At 44.9% G+C, this 14,729-nt stretch carries 15 protein-coding genes; 5 read left to right on the forward strand and 10 right to left on the reverse strand.

Features of this window, described 5'->3' with window-relative positions; translation table 11 throughout:
• Positions 1 to 59: 59 nt before the first annotated feature.
• Together MST20_RS16710 and MST20_RS16715 are read right to left on the reverse strand one after the other, a co-directional pair.
• Positions 60 to 785: an AAA family ATPase gene (locus MST20_RS16710; RefSeq protein WP_243943611.1), complete on the reverse strand. Its 726-nt coding sequence runs from the start codon at positions 783 to 785 to the stop codon at positions 60 to 62.
• 96 nt (positions 786 to 881) lie between these two features.
• Complete coding sequence (locus MST20_RS16715) at positions 882 to 1,433, reverse strand: NAD(P)H-dependent oxidoreductase (protein ID WP_243943612.1); 552 nt, start codon at positions 1,431 to 1,433, stop codon at positions 882 to 884.
• A 184-nt stretch (positions 1,434 to 1,617) separates the two neighbouring features.
• Here MST20_RS16715 and MST20_RS16720 point away from each other — a divergent pair, with 184 nt between their 5' ends.
• From MST20_RS16720 to MST20_RS16730, 3 genes are all read left to right on the forward strand, one after another.
• On the forward strand, positions 1,618 to 2,493 hold the full coding sequence (locus MST20_RS16720; protein WP_243943614.1) for a transporter substrate-binding domain-containing protein: 876 nt from the start codon (positions 1,618 to 1,620) through the stop codon (positions 2,491 to 2,493).
• A gap of 11 nt (positions 2,494 to 2,504) precedes the next feature.
• On the forward strand, positions 2,505 to 3,188 hold the full coding sequence (locus tag MST20_RS16725) for an amino acid ABC transporter permease (protein ID WP_243943616.1): 684 nt from the start codon (positions 2,505 to 2,507) through the stop codon (positions 3,186 to 3,188).
• Positions 3,189 to 3,530: 342 nt separating this feature from the next.
• Positions 3,531 to 4,046: a hypothetical protein gene (locus MST20_RS16730; RefSeq protein ID WP_243943619.1), complete on the forward strand. Its 516-nt coding sequence runs from the start codon at positions 3,531 to 3,533 to the stop codon at positions 4,044 to 4,046.
• 98 nt (positions 4,047 to 4,144) lie between these two features.
• On the opposite strand, the gene MST20_RS16735 is transcribed toward MST20_RS16730, so the two are convergent.
• The 3 genes from MST20_RS16735 to MST20_RS16745 all read right to left on the reverse strand — a co-directional run bounded on the left by MST20_RS16735 (position 4,145) and on the right by MST20_RS16745 (position 5,946).
• Positions 4,145 to 4,486, reverse strand: a complete 342-nt coding sequence (locus MST20_RS16735; RefSeq protein WP_243943621.1) for a DUF3147 family protein — start codon at positions 4,484 to 4,486, stop codon at positions 4,145 to 4,147.
• Positions 4,477 to 4,905 (reverse strand): MarR family winged helix-turn-helix transcriptional regulator, encoded by a 429-nt coding sequence (locus MST20_RS16740; RefSeq protein WP_243943622.1) that lies wholly within the window; start codon positions 4,903 to 4,905, stop codon positions 4,477 to 4,479. The genes MST20_RS16735 and MST20_RS16740 overlap by 10 nt, the downstream gene beginning before the upstream one ends.
• 84 nt (positions 4,906 to 4,989) lie before the next feature.
• Positions 4,990 to 5,946, reverse strand: a complete 957-nt coding sequence (locus MST20_RS16745) for an acetylxylan esterase (protein ID WP_243943624.1) — start codon at positions 5,944 to 5,946, stop codon at positions 4,990 to 4,992.
• Between the two features lie 164 nt (positions 5,947 to 6,110).
• Between MST20_RS16745 and MST20_RS16750 the strand changes: the two genes are divergently transcribed.
• Entirely contained in the window at positions 6,111 to 7,022 is a 912-nt protein-coding gene (locus MST20_RS16750) for a permease (protein WP_243943626.1), read from the forward strand.
• A gap of 4 nt (positions 7,023 to 7,026) precedes the next feature.
• Complete coding sequence (locus MST20_RS16755) at positions 7,027 to 7,872, forward strand: TIGR03943 family putative permease subunit (protein WP_080131213.1); 846 nt, start codon at positions 7,027 to 7,029, stop codon at positions 7,870 to 7,872.
• 40 nt (positions 7,873 to 7,912) lie between these two features.
• On the opposite strand, the gene MST20_RS16760 is transcribed toward MST20_RS16755, so the two are convergent.
• The 5 genes from MST20_RS16760 to MST20_RS16780 form a co-directional block, all read right to left on the reverse strand.
• Positions 7,913 to 9,157: a PucR family transcriptional regulator gene (locus MST20_RS16760; protein WP_243943628.1), complete on the reverse strand. Its 1,245-nt coding sequence runs from the start codon at positions 9,155 to 9,157 to the stop codon at positions 7,913 to 7,915.
• A gap of 161 nt (positions 9,158 to 9,318) precedes the next feature.
• Positions 9,319 to 10,761: a sodium/proline symporter PutP gene (gene putP / locus MST20_RS16765; RefSeq protein WP_279600129.1), complete on the reverse strand. Its 1,443-nt coding sequence runs from the start codon at positions 10,759 to 10,761 to the stop codon at positions 9,319 to 9,321.
• 136 nt (positions 10,762 to 10,897) lie between these two features.
• Positions 10,898 to 12,448, reverse strand: a complete 1,551-nt coding sequence (gene pruA, locus MST20_RS16770) for an L-glutamate gamma-semialdehyde dehydrogenase (protein WP_165425986.1) — start codon at positions 12,446 to 12,448, stop codon at positions 10,898 to 10,900.
• A gap of 23 nt (positions 12,449 to 12,471) precedes the next feature.
• Positions 12,472 to 13,383, reverse strand: coding sequence for a proline dehydrogenase family protein (locus tag MST20_RS16775; protein WP_243943881.1), 912 nt, complete (start codon positions 13,381 to 13,383; stop codon positions 12,472 to 12,474).
• Between the two features lie 370 nt (positions 13,384 to 13,753).
• The gene (locus tag MST20_RS16780; RefSeq protein WP_243943630.1) at positions 13,754 to 14,524 is read right to left on the reverse strand and encodes a nucleotidyltransferase domain-containing protein; all 771 of its coding nucleotides are present in this window, start codon (positions 14,522 to 14,524) and stop codon (positions 13,754 to 13,756) included.
• Positions 14,525 to 14,729 lie beyond the last annotated feature (205 nt).

A 14,729-nucleotide genomic window follows, 5' to 3' on the forward strand; every position in this document is an offset into this window, starting at 1 on the left:
TCCTGTTTCGTATTTTGATCCGGATGCACCTTATCATATCCTATGAAACGCGTTTCAGATCAAACATCATCTAAAAACAGCTCCGCCAAAAGCTTTTCCCGGTGCTGAAGAAAATACTTGGTTAAGGTGTAATGATCCGTATCCTCATAGTTCACTTCAGCGATTTGTTCACCATCAAAACTGAAGATGTCGGCTTCCGGATACCCTAATAAAATGGGGGAGTGAGAGGCGATGATAAACTGAGCTTGGTTTGATTTCGTCAAATCATGAAGGATTTTCAAGAATGCCAGCTGTCTTGCCGGGGATAAAGCAGCTTCAGGCTCATCAAGAAGATAGATCCCCTTCTCTTTAAAACGATGCTTAAAAAGCGATAAAAAAGATTCTCCGTGTGATTGCTCGTGAAGAGATCTGCCTCCGTAGCTGCGAAAACCGGTGATATCCACTTCATCAATATGAGTGGCAAAATGATAAAAAGATTCGGCGCGCAGAAAAAAACCGTTTGTTACTTTAGGAAGCCATGACAATCTGATATAGTCTGCTAGATCAGAACCGGAACCGTACACTTGATATGTATTATTTCTTCCCCCGCCAGCCGTGTTAAATTCGCATTTATCTGCGATTGCCTCAAGCAGCGTCGATTTGCCTGATCCGTTTTCCCCGACAAAAAATGTTACGTTTTTTTGAAACGTCAGTTCTTTTAACTGTTGAATAGCAGGAATTGAAAATGGATATTTTGCATAAGAAGGAACTTCTTCCCGAAGTAAAGTCAGCTTTTTTAAAAACATGCGAACACCCCCTGCTTTACTTTTACTCAACTGTATCACGTTTTCTTAGAGGATAACGAAAAAAAGAGGGTTGCGCCTGAGCACAAACCTCTTGACTTAAATCGAAAATACTTCTTTTAAATGGGCGTCCAAATCAGCTAAATATTGATCCACTTGCGGATTGCTGATGACATCATGGACAGAGAATGTTTTTAAAGGCTGCATGCCGACGAATTCCTGCATTTTGTGCAAATGAAAGAGCGCTTCATCAAGGCTTTTACCTTCGAAGAATGTCCCCTCTTTGGAGAATACATCCTTCGGCGCGTTCCATGTGGTTGAAAACATATACTTTTTGTCGTTAAACAGCCCGCCTCTGCCGTAGTCTTCAGATCCTTGATAAAAAAGCCCGTACTCATAAATTTCATCAATATATTTTTTAAATAAAGCAGGAACACTGAACCAGTACACAGGTGTCTGATAAATAACAGCATCAGCCCACTTGAATTTCTCGTGCTCCTCCGGGATTTGATATCCGTCCGCCACCACTGTTTTTTTCACTTCATATTTTTTACCGAGCTTTTCCGCCATCGCTGTAAAAATAGTGTGATTAAGCTGTCCTCTTGCATGGGGATAGGCCTCATGTCCGTTGATGATTAAAATATTTTTCATCTTTTCTTATCCTCCTTGTGTTTCAATTTACCAATACCTTTATGATTCCATCTTTCACCTTAAAAAGTAAAGCAGGTTGCACAATCAATTATTTTATTTTTTCCCAATACTAATTATCTTATTGCCTAATCCCTACTTCAGTGCTATGGTTTACTTGACTAAAGGAATAGGAGGATTGTTTTAAGTGAATAAATTGCATACGTATAAGCGCATTACATTGTTGATAACGGTGTTAGCGCTCGCTCTTATAACAGCTGCATGCAGCACCGCTCAAAATAAGGCTGAAAATCAAAAAACAGCCTGGGATGAGATAAAGGAAAAAGGGAAGATCGTTGTGGCAACTTCGGGAACCCTTTACCCCACTTCATATCATGACACTGATTCCGGCAAAGACAAGCTGACCGGCTACGAAGTTGAAGTCATCCGTGAAGCGGCTAAACGGCTCGACCTGAATGTTGAATTTAAAGAAATGGGCTTTGATGGCATGCTGACGGCGGTGGGGAGCGGACAAGTGGACGCTGCTGCCAACGATATTACAATGACAGACGACCGCAAAGAAAAGTTTTTGTTCTCTACGCCTTATAAATATTCATTCGGAACAGCTATCGTCCGCAAGAAAGACCTATCAGGCATCCACACGCTTGAGGACTTAAAGGGAAAGAAAGCCGCTGGCGCAGCTACGACAGTTTACATGGATATCGCACGCCAATACGGAGCCGAGGAAGTCATTTACGACAACGCAACAAATGACCAATTTTTAAAGGATGTAGCGAATGGAAGAACCGATGTCATCTTAAACGACTACTACCTTCAAAAGCTCGCGCTCGCCGCAATGCCTGATCTGGATCTGACGATTCATCCCGATCTTAAATACTATCCGCATCAGCAAGGCATGATCATGAAAAAAGGAAACGCAGAACTAAAAAAACAATTCGACAAAACGATTGACGAAATGCTGAAGGACGGCACAATCAAAAAGATTTCGAAAAAGTTTTTCGGCGGTGCCGATGTTTCGAAAAAGCAGGATATCGACTTTGTCGATGTCGATGTGAATAAATAGAGGGATGTCAATTGGGCTCTATTCAATGGGAGTATATTTTTAATGCGGAATTGGCCGCGAAATCGTTTCCTTATGTGATGCAAGGCATATGGAATACGCTTTTTATTTCATTCACGAGCATGTTTGCCGGTTTAATTCTCGGTTTCTTCCTCGCGCTTGGGCGCATGTCCGGGATCTCTTTGCTTCGTTGGCCGGCAAGAATCTATATCTCGTTTATGAGAGGCGTTCCGATTCTTGTCATTCTATTTATTCTTTATTTTGGTTTTCCTTATATCGGAATCCAATTTACAGCTTTGACTGCTGCCCTAATCGGCTTCAGCATTAACAGTGCTGCATACATTGCCGAGATTATCCGCTCGGCCCTGTCGTCCGTTGACAGAGGGCAGTGGGACGCTGCAAAATCGATCGGTTTTTCATACTGGCAGACGATGCGTCACGTGATTGTCCCTCAATCGGTTAGAATTGCACTCCCGCCTCTTGCAAACGTAATGCTTGATCTCGTTAAAGCGTCTTCCCTGGCCGCCATGATCACCGTGCCTGAATTGTTTCAACAGGCAAAAATCGTCGGCGGACGGGAATTCGACTATATGACGATGTATATTTTAGTTGCCTTAATTTATTGGGCCGTTTGCTCGGCGATTGCTTTGCTCCAGGATTTCCTGGAAAAGCGGACAGAGGTTTATATCAAAAAATAGCAAGAAGCTGCCGGATGCTCCGGCGGCTTTCCATACTGTGAAACGGAGGCGGTATTATCCATATCCTCAGATCGACTTCACACAGATAACCTTTATACGATCGACAGAAACAAAGTAAGCTATCAAACCGATCCATCAGGCCATTTCCAAGCATCATACGTCTGCTGCAACCATACGAATGCCGAAGACCGCATCCATATATCCGTTTTCTTTGAAGGAAATGACCGGCCCTCGCAAACCTTTCCATCCATCGTTCCCGCTCATTCGTCCCAGGAAATCAAAATCAGGCTCCAGCATGTTCCTGCGGGCAGACACATCGTTTATATCATCACCCAGTCCTTCATGTTCGACCCAAAGGCTGAGCGCGATTGCAAATGGAATCGGGATGCCGACGATGTAGCGCCCTACTATATTGAATTGATATCACATGCTCCGCATTCTGACCGGCTTTCGGCGCATCCTGCTTACATTGAACCTGTTAACTATCAAACGAACAGCGGCAGCGCATCTCAAACAAGATTGATTTACCTGTCTGACAAAGCAGGAAACCCGGTTGAAAAAACTGTCCGAGAAGACCTGTATATCTCTTTGGTCAATCAGGAAGCGCATCGTTTAAAGGGCTATTTATATTGCTTTCAAAACGGAGAATATCAACAGTTCATGATCAGTCAATCTAAAGCTCAAGCATTCTCCTACGAACTCGCTCCTGAAACCGTCCAGACTTATCCGATAAACTTAAAAATACTCGGGAGCCATTATTTCCGATTTCTGTCTACATCCATCCCGCCCGAGGGGCCATACCGCGACGCTCCTTTTCCGGCGAGGATGATTTATTACTCCAGACTTTATACATGGTAGTCTCTCAAAGGGATGGTTATGCCGCTCCCTGATCGTTTCAGCCGCTTATGCGGCAGCACAAGCGGCTTCTTATTCCATTCGAAAGGACATTCCGCCCTTCACCCGAATATCGCATGGATAAGAGCCTTTTGCAGCATTAAACACCCGCCCCATCCGCATATTCCAAATACAACAGAAATGACAACCGGAAATGATGCTTTTAAACTCAAAACCACGATCAAAAGGAGAACCGCCGTGGCGGGAAACCCCCATAGCACGCCTTTCGCGAATTGGCTTAAATGCTTTAAAGATTCCCCTTGTACACTAAGCCAAAATAAACTGAGCAGACTGACAAGCGGCAATGCCGCAATCATTCCGCCCATTTCAGGCGATTTTCGTGCAATTTCGGTTATAATGGCGATCAATATTGCAGAAACCCCGATTTTCACTATTAAAAACATGATTTTGCCTCCCGGCTCAACAAGGAAAATGCCGTTTTAATCATTTCGACTTCTTCCTCATTTAATTGCTCCAGCACCTTTTGCAGTTTTTTCGGATGAAGTCTCGTATGCCGTTTCACTGCTTCTTCACCTTCAGGCGTTAGTGTGACGTAGACTTTGCGTTCATCGCTGCTGTCCCTGTTTTTCTGTACAAGTCCTTTTTGTATAAGTCTTTTCACATGTTCTGATGCCGTATTATGAGAGACATCCAATAATTCTGCTAAATGGCCAATGGTCACAAAGCGGTTTTTTTCGATATGCTGAATCATTCGAACCGCTTGGTGAGACAAATGATCATCATGTTTTGTGTGCAGATGGTAGTAAATATCCGTCCAGTCCTGATTCATCACTTCTATGATTTGTTCCGTAGTCACTTTCATCATCCTCTCTAATTATATCTTATAATACGATATATTCTTAAATCAAGACATAAAAAACCCGGCTTCACCGGGTTTCGCTTTTATTCATTTCAGGTGCTTTCTCAAAAACGCCAGCTTTTCGGTTTGGAACGGCGGGATGTATTCGTGTCCAAAATAGCGGTACACTTTTATTTCTTTATCCGTTTCCAAGTGATTGTAAGCCGCAAAGACGGTGGATGGCGGTGTGATGGTGTCAACCAGTCCGATCGACATGAGAACGGGCGCTTTGACTGCTTGGGCAAGGTTCATGATATCGAAATAAGACAGGGTCCGCATGGCCGCCTGTTCAATATCCGGGCTGGTGTTTCTTCTGAAAAAGGAGTTGATTTCGAGATAAGGCTGGTCGATCGCTGTATCGATCGCTCGTTGAAAATGGCTTAAATAAGGGTATTCGGACACGGTTGCTTTTGGAATATCGGACAGCGCCGAAACCGCGACGGACAGCCCGCCTCCTTGGCTTGCCCCGATCACTCCGATCCGCTTTTCATCGACTTCAGCAAAACCGCTGACCACTTCGACTGCTCGTACGGCATCTAAATAGACACCTCTGTAGTAATATGTTTTCGGATCGAGGATTCCTTTTGTCATCCAGCCGGGTACATGTCCGTGTTGAGAGGTCTCTGTATCTTCACTGCTGTTCTGCCCGCGGACCAGCATACCGAATGCCGCATAGCCGTGAAGAGCCCAATTGACAATATCATGAATGTCTCCATCATAGCTGGCGTTATAGCCGTGATATTTGACGATCGCAGGATGCGGCCCTTGGCGGTCGGGCACTGCGTACCAGCCTTTAATTCGCGCTCCCCCGGTGCTTTTGTATGTAAGCCAGTAGACTTTTACCCCGTCAGCCGGATATTCATACGGTTCAAGCTCAGGCTCCGCTTTTTCATTTGCCAATTCATCCAATGAATCCTTCCAGAACTCTTTAAAATCGGCCTTTGCCGTCCGTTCCGGTTTATACTGATAAAGCTGTTCTAGCGGCATATCATAAGGCTGCTGCATCTTGTCTTTCCCCTCTTCTTTTCATTTTTTGAATATTCTTATCATAACATTCCCCTTCAAGGCTGTGTATTGATTCTGTCACATCTGCGCCTCCCATTATCTGCCCCCGCCGCACAAAACCGTTTTTTCAATTTATGTTATAATGCTAGATTGAAACTAAAAATATGCATTTGCGCGGAGGTTTTTTTGTGGCTTCACAATCCTTTCTGCAGCTGAACTCAATATTTATCAGTATATTAATAGAAGCGATTCCGTTCGTTTTGATCGGGGTTTTTATATCAGGTTTGATTCAAATGTTTGTGACTGAGGAGATGATGGCGAAAATCATCCCGAAAAACCGATTTCTCGCCGTTTTGTCAGGTACATTTGCCGGGGTATTGTTTCCGGCTTGTGAGTGCGGCATCGTTCCGATTGCCCGCAGGCTGCTTTTAAAGGGAGTGCCGCTTCACGCGGCGGTCGCCTTCATGCTGACGGCCCCGATCATCAATCCGATTGTTTTATTCTCGACATTCATCGCTTTCGGGAACAAATGGGATGTTGTGTTCTACCGCGGCGGGTTGGCGATTGCGGTGTCTCTTATTGCCGGGCTGATCATCTCTTATCAATTTAAAGGGAATCAGCTGATCGAAAACGGGACGCACAGCCATCACCACCATGGCCATGCGAGCCAGTCTTTCCTGCAAAAGCTCGGCGGGACGCTTCGCCATGCAGTTGACGAGTTTTTCTCGGTCGGGAAATATTTGATCATCGGCGCATTTGTCGCAGCGGCGATGCAGACGTATATTAAAACATCGACCCTTTTGGCGATCGGCCAGAATGATGTATCTTCCTCCCTCGTTATGATGGGGCTGTCATTTGTGCTCTCCCTTTGTTCAGAGGTCGACGCTTTTATTGCTTCTTCTTTCAGCAGCACGTTTTCACTCGGCTCACTTATCGCCTTTCTCGTATTCGGAGCGATGGTGGACATTAAAAATCTGCTGATGATGCTCGGCATCTTCAAAAAGCGCTTTGTGTTTGTCTTAATCGCCTACATCGCCGTTATTGTCTTAGCCGGATCACTGTTGGTAAAGGGGTGAGAACATGTTTCGCACATTCATTTTAATGCTGTTTACGTTTTTCTTTTTTCATCTTCATGCATCCGGCAATCTGACAAAATATATTAATATGAAATATGCTTACCTTTCATACATCGCTATTTTTCTTCTCGCCATTTTGACAGCGGTGCAATTCTACATTTATATGAAAGGCTCGGATGAAAAAGGGTGTGACCGCGACTGCGGATGCGGCCATGATCACGATCATGAAAAAGACAAGCCTTTTCTGAAAAGAATGTTCATTTATTTCGTGTTCATCTTCCCTTTATGCACCGGACTGTTTCTGCCGGCAGCGACGCTTGATTCCAATATTGTTAAGTCGAAGGGCTTCTCGTTCAAAGCGATCGAACAGCCGGAGCATTATGCCCAAACCCAGTACCTGCGCCCTGATACAAGCATCTACTACGGCGAGGAAGGGTACGATGAATTGATGAATAAAGCGCTGAAAAATTATAAAGGCAAACAGCATATTACATTAAAAGACGATGATTTTTTGAAGGGCATGGAAACAATCTATCAATATCCGGGAGAATTCCTTGACCGAACGATCGAATTCGACGGTTTTGCTTTTAAAGGGGAAGCGATTAGTGATAAACAGCTGTTTGTCCTCCGCTTCGGAATCATTCATTGCATCGCCGACTCGGGAGTCTACGGCATGCTGGTCGAGTTCCCTGAACATACGAATATTAAAGACGATCAGTGGCTCCATGTAAAAGGAACGCTGTCTTCCGAATACTATCAGCCTTTCAAATCTACGATTCCCGTGGTGAAAGTGAAGGATTGGTCTACAATAAAAGAGCCGAAAGATCCTTACGTTTATCGGACATATTAAAAGCCGGCACTTTGAACTGCACCGGCTTTGCTTTTTCTGTTTACGATTTGTAGCCTGCTTTCTTCATCAGCATTAAATCGATAAACAATTGACATCTAGTATTAAAATCATTGAGATCGATTGATGTCATTTCCAATATTTGTTTGATGCGGTAGTTGAGCGTGTTTTGGTGGATAAACAGCTGTTCTGCGGATGGCTTGACCTTGCAGTTGTTGACGAGATAAATTTCAAGTGTTCTCAAAAATTCGGTGTGGCTTTCTTTATCTTTTTCTTTCAGCAGCTGAAGGTCCGGGTTTACATATTGCAGATGATCGTTTTTTGCGGCGATTTGGTCAAGATATTTGAAAAGCCCGAGCTTTTGATATTCATAGGGAATGTGTTCCTGGCTTCCCGTGATTTCCGCTGCTTTCGTCACTTGGAGCGCCTCTCTGTAGCTTCTGCCAAGAGACAGCAGGCTGCTGTACTCATTGCCGACCCCGATCAAAATAAGGGGCAGCATTTGCGAGCGCAAATGGGTCAACAGACGGTTGATCAGTTCTGAGGCTGCGGCCAGCGCGGAACGCTTGCGCGACACACTGCCGACAATGATGGCGATATTCGAATGATCCTCCAATACGTGACTGATGTTGTCTTTCAGGTTTAAATAAGACCGGATCGTTTCCTTCAGATCTTCGAGCAGTTCATCCTCCCCGTCAACGACTTGAAGCACCATGACGGTAAACACGGCCGGCAGGACAACGCTTGCCTTATCGGCGGCGGCTTTCAGCTCTTTTTCCGTTTGAAACTGATCGTTAATTGCCTTTTTGTAAAGCTCTTCCGCCTGTTCTTCTTTTTCTTGTTTGAGGCGTTTTTTCTTATAAATGATCTTCCCGACATGAAAAGAAGCTTTGTATAAGAAATCAAGCTCTTCATCAGACAGGTTGTCTTCAATCTCCTGCACCCAGATATAGCCCATAATTTCGTCTTTATACTTGGCGCTGACGACAACCCGCTGGTTTAAGCCGATTTCTTCAATCTGTTTTACCCGAAAAGGAGTCGGAATCGTTTTCAATTGATCAATAATGCCTTCTTCGACGAACTTTTCAAAGATCGGCAGCGGACATTTTTTGGAGAAAATCGTTTGCTGGTTTGCTGCATCAAAATGGTTAATATAATAGGAGTTGTAAGCTAATAAGAAAAAATCTGCGCTTTCCAGTATGACCGGCTTTTTCAGCTCGCCGCTGATAAAGTCAATGATCTCATTAATGTTTGAAAGAGAAACAACTTGTTCTAATAGCTCTTCCATATCCTTTCTCCTACTCGTTTTTAACTTAATCATACTTCTCCTTTACACTCTTGTATAGACTTATATGCGACTTTTAAAAAAATGGGATCAATCCCCTGTTAGAAGGGGGGAGAAGGCCTATAAAAAGAGAGACGGAGAATGGTTCCCCATCTCCATCATCGTTACAGTGTTTGTTTGTATTGCTCGAATTCATCAAGCACCTGCTGCTCCGGTTTTGATGTCAACAGACTGACGACAAACACAAACAGCAAGCTGGCGGCAAAGCCCGGAATAATTTCATAAAGAACATCGGAAAGCCCGGCTTCCGCCCAAATGATGACGGTAACTGCTCCGGCAACCATTCCGGCAAGCGCCCCCCATTTTGTCATCCTCTTCCAAAACAAACTTAAGATGATCACAGGGCCGAACGACGCGCCAAAACCTGCCCAAGCATAGCTGACAAGACCGAGAATCGTATTGTTTTTTGTCCAGGCGAGACAGAGTCCGACAATGGAAACAGCCAAAACCGAAAGCCGTCCGAAAAAGACGAGTTCTTTGTCAGATGCAGAGCGTTTAAATAGCGTTTTGTATAAATCTTCAGTTAGAGAACTTGATGTAACAAGCAGCTGGGAGGAAATTGTACTCATAACCGCTGCTAAGATCGCCGAGATTAAAAATCCTGTGATCAGAGGGTGAAACAGAATGTTCCCCAATTGAATGAAGATCGTTTCCGGATCATCCAAGTGAAGCCCGTTCTTCGAGTAATACGCAATACCGAGCAATCCGGTCAGCAGTGCGCCCGCACTTGAAAAGATCATCCAACCCATGCCGATCCGGCGTGCTTTTTTCGTTTCCTTGACAGAGGATATCGCCATAAAGCGCACGATAATGTGAGGCTGTCCAAAGTAACCGAGGCCCCATGCGAACAAGGAGATGATGCCGAGGACACTCGTTCCTTTAAAAATATTGAGGAGGTTAGGATCGATCGACTGGATTTCGCTGAAAGCTTCTCCAGGTCCGCCCGTCTGAATGACCGTTACAATCGGAACAAGAATTAACGCAACAAACATAATGATGCCCTGGACAAAGTCCGTCCAACTGACTGCCAAAAACCCGCCGAAAAGCGTGTAGGCCACGACGACACCCGAAATGATCCACAGCCCTGTATGATATTCCAATTGAAACATGCTGTTAAATAAAACGCCGCCGGAAACCATTCCTGATGATACATAAAACGTAAAAAAGGTAATAATGACGACTCCGGAAAATATTCGCAGGATCTTTGATTTGTCATGAAAGCGGTTTTCTAAAAATGCAGGGATAGTGATCGAATTGCCTGCTACCTCGGTGTATGACCTCAAGCGCGGCGCCACAAAAATCCAGTTCGCCCATGCGCCGAGCACAAGGCCGATAACAATCCATGAACCGCTCAGGCCTGTTGCAAACATGGCGCCCGGCAGCCCCATCAAAAGCCAGCCGCTCATGTCTGATGCGCCGGCGCTGAGCGCCGTGACAGCAGGCCCGAGCGTCCGTCCGCCAAGCATATAGTCTGAGAGGTTTGCTGTCCGTTTGTAAGCGTAATACCCAATATAAAGCATCCCTACCATGTAAATTACGATGGACATGATCAATTGTACGTTTTGAATAAGAATCTCCCCCCAAGATGCCGTTTATCTAAATTTTTAGACTAATTTCTCTTTTTTTGAAGGCAGCCTATGAAAGGCTGCCTTCGTCCCCCTGTTTAACCCCTTTTCTTACACCTTAAAACGTTTCGCTGATCGTTTTCGCCTGCATGTGAAGCGCAAGATAATCAGGTCCGCCCGCTTTAGAATCGGTTCCCGACATTTTGAAACCGCCAAACGGATGGTAGCCGACGATCGCCCCTGTACAGTTGCGGTTGAAATACAGATTTCCGACATGGAATTCTTGTTTTGCCCTGTTGATATGGTCGCGGTTTTTAGTAATGACAGCGCCTGTCAGGCCGTATTCGGTGTTGTTGGCAACCTCCAGCGCCTCATCAAAGCTGCTGACTTTTGAGAAAGCAACAACAGGTCCGAAAATTTCTTCCTGCATTAACCGGGCTTTCGGATCCAGATCGGCAAAGATCGTCGGATCGATGAAGTAGCCTTTTGAATCATCGCCTTTTCCTCCGCTGACTAAGCGGCCTTCTTCTTTTCCGATTTCAATATAGTCCATAATTTTATTAAACGATGCCTGGTCGATGACAGGTCCCATGTAAACGTCCGCGCTGTCAGGCTCTCCGACTTTCTTGGATTCCGTAATTTCGATCACGCGCTTCAATACTTCGTCATATACCTTTTCATGCACGACAGCCCGTGAACCTGCTGAACATTTTTGGCCTGCAAAGCCGAAGGCAGATGTGAAAATTGATTGTGCAGCCAATTCAATGTCACAGTCTTCATCAACTACGACCGTATCTTTTCCGCCCATTTCAGCAATCACTTGTTTTAAGTGTGTCTGACCAGGCTGAACCTTCGCTGCGCGCTCAAAAATGCGCGTTCCGACTTCCCTTGAACCTGTAAATGTAATGATGCTTGTTTTCGGATGATCCACCAGGTAATCCCCGACTTCAGCTCCGCTTCCAGGGACGAAGTTGACTACTCCTTTTGGAAGTCCGCTTTCTTCAAGCACTTCAACGAACTTGGCAGCAATCACAGGCGCTGCGCTTGCAGGCTTCAGAACAACCGTGTTTCCTGTCACGATCGGCGCAACCGTCGTTCCGGCCATGATCGCGAAGAGGAAGTTCCAAGGCGGAATAACAACCGTTACACCAGTCGGTGTGTACACATATTGATTGCGTTCGCCTTCACGGCTGTTAACCGGCTTTCCTTTCGCAAGCTCAATCATTTGCCGCGCATAGTATTCCATAAAATCGATCGCTTCTGCTGTATCCGCATCTGCTTCATTCCAAGGTTTCCCTGCTTCTTTGACTAAAAGCGCAGAAAACTCATGCTTTTTGCGGCGCACATTGGCAGCCGCGCGGAATAAAACAGCCGCTCTTTCTTCAGGATCTGTGTACCTCCAAGTTTCAAACGCTGTCGCAGCCGCCTGAATGGCCTTTTCCGCATGATCCTGAGTAGCCTTGGATACCGTGCCTACAACTTCTTCTTTGTTTGCAGGATTGATCGATACGATCTTGTCTTCCGTTTCATACCTTTCTCCATCGATAACAAGAGGATAGGACTGACCCAGCCATTCGTTATTTACCGTTTCCAGAGCTTTTTCGAATGCCTTCCGGTTTTCTTCGATCCCGAAATTTGTAAATGGTTCGTGTTTGTAAGGTGTTGTCATGCTAATCTCCCCTTTTTATCGTTTTATTTCTTCGTCATGCCTTTAAATGCAAAAGCGATGTTGGCAGGCCGCTCGGCAAGCCTTCTCATAAAGTATCCGTACCAGTCGTCTCCGTAAGGAAGATAAACGCGCATATTGTAGCCTTCCTTCACCAGTTCCAGCTGAGTTTTGTTGCGCATCCCGTACAGCATTTGAAACTCGAAGCGGTCTTTGCCGACTTGATGCTCTTTCGCAATTTCTTTGGTGTAATCAATCATCTTGTCGTCATGAGTTGCGATGGCTGTGTAATGGCCGCTCAGCAGCTGCTTTTTAATGAGCTTTTTGTAATTCTCATCCACATCTTTTTTGTCAGGAAACGCCACTTGCGGCGATTCTTTATAAGCTCCCTTCACAAGACGGAAAAACGGATTATACGGATTGAGCTCCTCCAAATCCTGTTCAGTCCGGTACAAGTAGGCCTGCAGGACCGTGCTGACATACTCGTATTTCTGCCTGAACTCCTTAAAGAGGTCGAGCGTCTTTTGGCAGCGCACTTCATCTTCCATATCGATTGTGACCATCACTTTATGCTGTTCGGCACATTCCAGAATGCTGGTCATATTATCCCTGACAAGGTCAAGGTCAATATCAAGTCCCAGTGACGTCATCTTTAATGAAACATGTGAATTAAGCTGTTCCTGAGCAATCAGCTGAATGGCCCGAATGCATTCCTGCGTGCGTTCTCTTGCGACTTCCCTGCTGTCTACAAATTCGCCCAAGTGATCAACTGTGACAGTTAACCCTTGTTCATTCAGCTCCTTAATAATCGGAATTGAAGCTTCAAAATCTTTTCCTCCGATAATTTTTCCGGTCGCGACGGAACTCCCCCAATTTCTCGCCAGGCGATTCAGGATGCTGCTTTTAGATAAGAATAGGAAAAAGTCTCTTGTTATCACTTCCATTACTCACACCCCGCCATCTCATGAAATATTTCTTTATATTCTTAATTTTATAAGAGCTAAGGGCCGATTCACAATATTTCGAAAAAACAAAAAAGCTGACGATTTTTGTGGTTTTTCCACAATGTTTTACATCTGCTGGGATTTTTTCAGAAACTTTCTTCCTAAAACTTGGATGGTATACGACAATAGAATCAGGAAGAAACTTCGGTAAAGAACAGGATGCGTTTTCGGCGAACCCGTTTTTGCGTATGCCCTGTTTGCCGTTCCGCTCCGCTTTATTTGAAAACGCTTTCTGTTATACTCAACCATTTCCCTATGAATGCAAAGAAAAAACCCTTTAAGAATACTTAAAGGGAATATTATGTTATGCCCACACCTCGTCTAGCGTTTCTCTAAACAGCCGGTCAAGCTCCTGCGTCAGATCTTCATGATCCGTTTTATAGGCTTTTGCTACCGTCTGAAGCCGCTCCAATTCATGATCAATAAATGCGTGGAGGATGGGGTTTTGAGGTTCAAGATTGAATTCCTCCCCTTTCTTTTTCCTCTCAAGCAGCTGATGGATTTCCGTTTTCAGCGGTCCGTCTTCCATAAGTTCGTCAAGCAAAACCTGAAATTCAATCGGAGGAACCGTCCGGCGGCTTTCAATCCACTGGCAAGCCAGAATCGGGCGGAGCACATAAAAATATTTTTTGATTTTCACTTCTTCCCGCTGCAGATAGTGGCGGAAATTCCCTGATGCCATATTGAGATAATGGTACATGCAGGAGACTGGAGAAAAGGCGCGGCTTTTCAGCTGCCTCATTTTTTCCGCCAGCGAATAGGCTTCATAATAAACCATTCCCGAGGAAAGCCATTCGAGAAGCGGAGGGTTTGATTTCCTAAACAGTCTTAACGCTTTTGTCAACTCCCAGCCACTGATATCGAGGGAATCGTCAATCGGCAGTTCAATTACATCGCGCTTTGCATCAATTGACAGATACCAGTCTTTTTGATGGACATAAATAAATCTGACGTCGTAATCACTGTCCTGTGAGGGAAAGCCCCAGGCTCTGCTGCCCGATTCAACCGCATAGAGGATTTTAACGCCATATGTCGCTTCAATGTTTTTTAGTTCTTCTTGAATTCGCTGTTTCATGATAAGTGCACCGCCAGTCTAATCGTTTCTATTATTTACATTATAGTGCGCGATCCTGCAATAAGCGACTTTTTTGCGGCCGCAAGGGCAGAAAAAGTCTTTATCCATGGAAGTGACCGCGGGGCGGATAACGTGATGCCCATCCCGATCCCCTATACCGTATCAAATGGACAAATGGTCAAACAAGACCGAAAGAGCCAATGAT

It is taken from the genome of Bacillus sp. B19-2 (assembly GCF_022832475.1).
Taxonomy (GTDB): Bacteria; Bacillota; Bacilli; order Bacillales; family Bacillaceae; genus Bacillus; species Bacillus paralicheniformis.